The organism is Planktotalea sp., assembly GCF_018607965.1.
Lineage (GTDB): Bacteria > Pseudomonadota > Alphaproteobacteria > Rhodobacterales > Rhodobacteraceae > Planktotalea.
Window position 1 is genome coordinate 1 of record NZ_JABBAM010000098.1, and the last position, 5,658, is coordinate 5,658.

Annotated in this window: 3 protein-coding genes and 1 pseudogene; 2 read left to right on the top strand and 2 right to left on the bottom strand. The window is 52.3% G+C overall.

Annotation, left to right across the window (positions count from 1 at the left end):
• The first annotated feature begins 261 nt into the window (after positions 1-261).
• Positions 262-1,887 (top strand): alpha-D-glucose phosphate-specific phosphoglucomutase, encoded by a 1,626-nt coding sequence (locus tag QZ279_RS09370; RefSeq protein WP_293450176.1) that lies wholly within the window; start codon positions 262-264, stop codon positions 1,885-1,887.
• Between the two features lie 86 nt (positions 1,888-1,973).
• A pseudogene (locus tag QZ279_RS09375) lies at positions 1,974-4,351 on the top strand (glycogen/starch/alpha-glucan phosphorylase).
• Here the strand turns inward: QZ279_RS09375 and QZ279_RS09380 are convergent.
• On the bottom strand, positions 4,348-4,758 hold the full coding sequence (locus QZ279_RS09380; protein WP_293450178.1) for a DUF3459 domain-containing protein: 411 nt from the start codon (positions 4,756-4,758) through the stop codon (positions 4,348-4,350). The pseudogene QZ279_RS09375 and the gene QZ279_RS09380 overlap by 4 nt on opposite strands.
• A gap of 291 nt (positions 4,759-5,049) precedes the next feature.
• Positions 5,050-5,658, bottom strand: a 609-nt coding sequence (locus QZ279_RS09385) for an alpha-amylase family glycosyl hydrolase (RefSeq protein ID WP_293450180.1), incomplete at its 5' end; no start/stop codon positions are given.

Consider the following 5,658-nt stretch of genomic DNA (forward strand, 5'->3'; position numbering starts at 1 on the left):
TGCGCGAATCGTGATCAACACTAAATGCAAGCTTCAAAATGTTCTTCTCTTATTTAACCTTCACGACATCATATGCTGGTCGGGACAATAACGCCGCCATCGGTTGCGCAGGGCAACCGATGGGTCCGCCGTTTTGACACCAGCCAAGATGATGCAATTCAAGTGACCGAGGGAATGCATGTGGCTGCAAATGCGGTGGTGGTTTTCTCGGATGAAACGTCGCATGTTAATTGACTATAATTGGGGGTAACACCAAAGCCGATGCAAACAGTTAGAACAGATCCAATCGACGGCCAAAAGCCAGGTACCAGCGGATTGCGCAAGAAAACTGCAGTTTTCAAAAGGCCGCGTTACCTTGAGAATTATGTGCAATCGACCTTCGATGGAATCGATGGCGTGCAGAATAAGACCTTGGTCGTGGGTGGGGATGGTAGGTTTTTTAACGACGCAGCCATTCAGATTATTCTTCGCATGGCGGCTGCGAACGGGGCGGCGAAATGCATTGTTGGGCAGGGCGGAATTTTGTCGACGCCTGCGGTGTCCCACTTGATCCGTTTACGCAAAGCGGACGGTGGTTTGATATTATCCGCCAGTCACAATCCTGGGGGGCCAGATGCGGATTTTGGTCTGAAGTACAATGGTGCGAATGGGGGCCCTGCAACAGAAACGGTGACTGATAAAATTTTTGCACGGACCACTGAGATTGAGACGTATCGAATTGCCGCTGGCGACGATATTGATCTTGAACGGATCGGGGACACGCAAATCGGCTCTATGCAGGTTGAGATTGTTGATCCCGTCGCGGATTACGCTGAATTGATGGGTAGTCTGTTCGATTTTGCCAAAATCCGCGCGCTTTTCGCAAGCGGCTTCACAATGCGGTTTGATGCTATGCATGCCGTCACCGGACCCTATGCGCACGCGATCCTCGAAGACACATTGGGCGCGGCCAAAGGCACTGTGATGAACGGCGTGCCAAGTCCGACATTTGGTGGGGGTCATCCGGACCCAAACCCGATTTGGGCCAAGTCGCTCATGGACATCATGTACGGCGCGGATGCACCTGACTTTGGTGCCGCGTCCGACGGCGACGGAGATCGCAACATGATTGTAGGGCGGGGTGCTTATGTGACGCCTTCTGACAGTCTCGCAGTTCTGACAGCGAAGGCGCATCTGGCACCTGCATATAAAGATGGCTTGGCTGGTGTTGCGCGTTCTATGCCGACCTCGCGCGCGGTTGATCGCGTGGCCGAAAGCCTTGGTATTGGATGTTTTGAAACACCTACGGGTTGGAAGTTCTTTGGCAATTTGTTGGACGCTGGCAAGGTCACGCTGTGCGGTGAAGAAAGCGCGGGCACGGGATCAGATCACGTGCGCGAAAAGGATGGACTTTGGGCCGTGTTGCTATGGTTGAACATCCTCGCTGAGACCAAGTTGTCCGTTGCGGATCTGATGGCTGATCTGTGGTCGACCCACGGGCGTTGCTACTATTCACGACATGACTACGAAGAAGTAGAGAGCGAAAAAGCAAATGCCATGGTCGATGGCTTGCGCGCAAAACTGCCCTCGCTTGCAGGCTCAACAATTGGTAAACTGCGTGTCGAGACAGCGGACGAGTTTGCCTACGATGATCCTGTGGATGGATCGCGCTCTTCCAATCAGGGGATACGAATTGTTTTTAAGGGTGGCGCGCGGGTCGTGTTCCGTTTGTCTGGAACAGGCACGCAAGGGGCGACTATCCGTATCTATCTTGAACAGTTGGTCACGGACGCTGATAGACTGCACATGGAGCCTGAGAGCGCCTTGGAAATGGTGCGCGCAGCGGCGCTGCAACTTTCTGAGTTGACTGCCAAAACAGGATGGGTTGACCCTGATGTGGTCACCTAAGTTAGCGCAAACAGAAATGCATCGAGACTAAGCAAATCGTATCTGTTAGCTGGCTGCGTGAGCAAAGGGTTTTCGAGATGAATGTTATGAATGATCTGTCAGCAGATGCGCTTCGGATGCGCATCACGCAGCACCTTACCTACACGCTAGGCAAGGACAAAACGCATGCGTCTTTGTATGATTGGCGCATGGCCGTGAGTTAAAGTGTGCGCGATTTCATTATCGAACCTTGGTTTAGGGCAACTCGCAAAACCTACGAAGCGCAGGGCAAGCGCGTTTATTATTTATCTCTAGAGTTCTTGATTGGCCGTATCTTAGGTGATGCGATGATGAACCTTGGGCTATTTGAAACCGTCAAAGACGTGTTGGAACAAGAGGGCGTTAGCCTATCTGATGTGATGGAGAATGAACCTGATGCGGCGTTAGGCAACGGTGGTCTAGGCCGCTTGGCCACCTGTTTTCTGGAGAGCATGTCAACGCTGGTCTGTCCTGCCTACGGGTACGGAATTTGTTATGAACATGGGCTTTTCCGTCAGAAATTCGAAAGTGGACGTCAGGTCGAGCATCCAGAGGATTGGTTGAACCAACCGCATCCATGGGAATTTGAACGCCCAGAGGCCCGTTATACGATCCCGTTTAAGGGGCATGTGGACGCGGGCTTTAACTGGCATCCATCTGAAACCGTATATGCCCGCGCCTACGACATGCCTGTGGTGGGATGGCAAGGCAAGTGGGCCAATACGTGTTACGCCTATGGGGCGCACATTCGACCGAGCTGTTTGATCTGGAGCGTTTCAATTCAGGCGATCACACCGCTGCCGCCGCACCCGAAGCGCTAGCGCGTACGTTGTCGCGTGTTTTGCATCCCGAAGATACGACCGACAACGGCAAGGAATTGCGCCTGAAGCAAGAATACTTTCTGACTTCGGCCGCATTGCAAGACATCTTGCGTCGGTTCTTAAGCAAATATGATGATCTATCAATGCTGCCTTCCAAAGTCGCAATCCAGATGAACGACACGCACCCCGCGCTTGCGGGTCCCGAATTGATGCGCTTGTTGATAGATGAGCACGGTCTGACTTGGGACACCGCCAAGGACATTGCGCGAGGTTGTTTGAATTATACCAACCATACGCTTCTGCCCGAAGCGCTTGAAACATGGTCAACATGGCTGATGGGGCGCGTTTTACCCCGCCATATGCAGATCATCGAAGGCATCGATAAAGAACATCGTGCAGCAACCAAATGCCCAGATGACTTGGGAATTGTAAAGCATGACCAAGTGCATATGGGTACGCTGGCGTTTGTAATGGCATCGCATGTAAATGGTGTCTCTGCGCTACATACGGAGTTGATGAAAGAAACCGTCTTTTCCGAGCTAAACGACGCATATCCGAAACTCATCCTAAACCAGACCAATGGTGTGACCCCGCGACGTTGGTTGCGCTTGTCTAATCCTGCGTCGTCCAAGGTTCTGAGCGAAACAATTGGCGCGGGTTGGGAAAGCGATCTAGGCCGTTTGGCTGAACTCGGCGCGCATGAAGCTGACACAGGCGTGCGCGATGCCATCGGTGCTGCCAAGCGAGAAAACAAGGTTGCTCTGTCCAATTGGGCATCGGATCAACTTGGCATCAGACTTAATCCAGATGCGATGTTTGATGTGCAAATCAAGCGGATGCATGAATACAAACGTCAGCTGCTTAACGTGTTTGAAACAATCGCGCGCTGGCCAGCGATCCGCGACAATCCACAAGCGGACTGGACGCCGCGCGTGAAGATTTTTGGGGGCAAGGCCGCGCCGGGATATTTTGCGGCTAAAGAGATCATTCATCTTATCAATGACGTGGCAAACACGATTAACACAGACCCCGTTGTCGGGGACCGTCTTAAGGTGATTTACCCCGCCAACTACAACGTTTCTATGGCCGAGCGCCTGATCCCTGCTACCGATCTGTCCGAACAGATATCGACGGCGGGCAAGGAGGCTTCGGGTACGGGCAACATGAAATTCACCATGAACGGTGCATTGACCATCGGGACGTTGGACGTTGCGAACGTCGAAATCCGCGAACATGTGGGGGCCGAGAACTTCTTTCTGTTTGGAATGACTGCGGCGCAAGTCCAACAGCGATATCAGGTCATGGATCACGCCCGTGACGCGATCCAAGCCAGCCAAACTTTGCGCAATGTTTTGCAAATGATTGTCGAGGGTCGCTTTAATCCAGACGACCCCCAGCGTTACAATGGCCTCGTGGACGCGACGTGGAACCATGATCCATTCCTCGTCGCGTCAGACTTTGAAAGCTATCTATCCAGCCAAGCCAAAGTCGACACCGCCTACGCGGATCCAGATCACTGGAACACGTTGGCGCTGCGCAACATCGCAGGCGCGGGCTTCTTTTCGTCAGACCGCACGATCAAGGGCTACATGAAAGATATTTGGGACACCAAAAGTCTGGCCTAGATTGCATTAACCTCGATTTCAGAGCCGTGCGCAATATAGGCAAAGCCGTTGCCCGCTAGCGTCAGGACTTTGTTGTCCAAAGCCGCTTCGTTGGCGTGCATTATGCTTGCGTCGCCCTGAATGGAAAGTGCGTGTGGTTTGTCCGACAAATTAAAAACGCAGGTCAACGTTTCACCCTCGGCACTGCGCGTGAATGCCAGAAAGGGTTCTGGTACTTTTAGGAAGGTTGTCTTGCCATTACTTAAAGCAGGGCTCGCTTTGCGTCGCGCGATGGCGTCTTTGTAATAGGCGAAGATGCTATTATCCCCTTGTTGATCGACGGCTTTTTCAGCCTGTGGGGCTTTGACAGGCAGCCAAGGTGTCCCTGTCGAAAATCCCGCATTGGGGGCATCCTTTTCCCAAGCCATGGGTGTGCGGCACCCATCTCGGCCTTTTATCGCGGGCCAATACCGGATCGCGGGCGGATCGGTGAGTTCTTCGAATGTTAGCTCGGTTTCAATTTGTCCAAGTTCCTCGCCCTAATAAATGCCTATTGTTCCTTCAAACGACATCAGCATCGCGCAGGCCAGTCGCGCCATTGTGTCTTCGCTCACAGCGTACTCTGCCCACCGTGAAACTTGGAGGGGGACATCATGGTTGCTGAACGACCAATACTGATGGCCGTCGGGCGCTCCACGTTGAAAGCCTTGGATGCAGTTTTAGAAATGCGCCGCATTGAAATCAGGACCCAACATCGCAAAGTTATATGCCATGTGCAGACGGCTTTTTCCCTCGGTGTATTCTCCCATAATTTCGATGGATCGATGGCCCATTTCGCCCACTTCTCCGACCATCATGATGTCGCTGTACTGATCAGTGAGGGTGCGAAGACGTTCTAAGAACGCTAGGTTTTCGGGCCGCGTTTTGTTATAAATGTTGTTCTGCATTCCATACAGATCCGTGGCCATCACTTGCGGTTTTGCCTGTGCTGGTGGATTTGAACGCAATTTTTGGTCATGAAAATAGTAGTTCACTGTATCTAAGCGAAAACCGTCTAATCCACGGTCTAACCAGAATTCACAAGTTTCCAAAATCGCATCGACCACATCTGGATTATGAAAGTTCAGGTCGGGCTGAGAGGCTAAAAAATTGTGTAAATAATATTGCCCGCGCTGTGGATCAAATTCCCAAGCAGGTCCGCCAAAGTGACTTTGCCAATTCGTGGGAGGCGAACCATCGGGGAGGGGATCGGTCCAGACGTACCAATCTGCTTTGTCATTGTCGCGGCTGACGCGCGATTGCTTGAACCAGTCGTGCTGTTCAGAGGT

What these genes read in the sequence shown, in the direction of transcription:
- QZ279_RS09380 (WP_293450178.1), bottom strand. Translation starts at nt 4,758, where the DNA reads ATGGCTTGGGAAAAGGATGCCCCCAATGCGGGATTTTCGACAGGGACA.
- QZ279_RS09370 (WP_293450176.1), top strand. Translation starts at nt 262, where the DNA reads ATGCAAACAGTTAGAACAGATCCAATCGACGGCCAAAAGCCAGGTACC.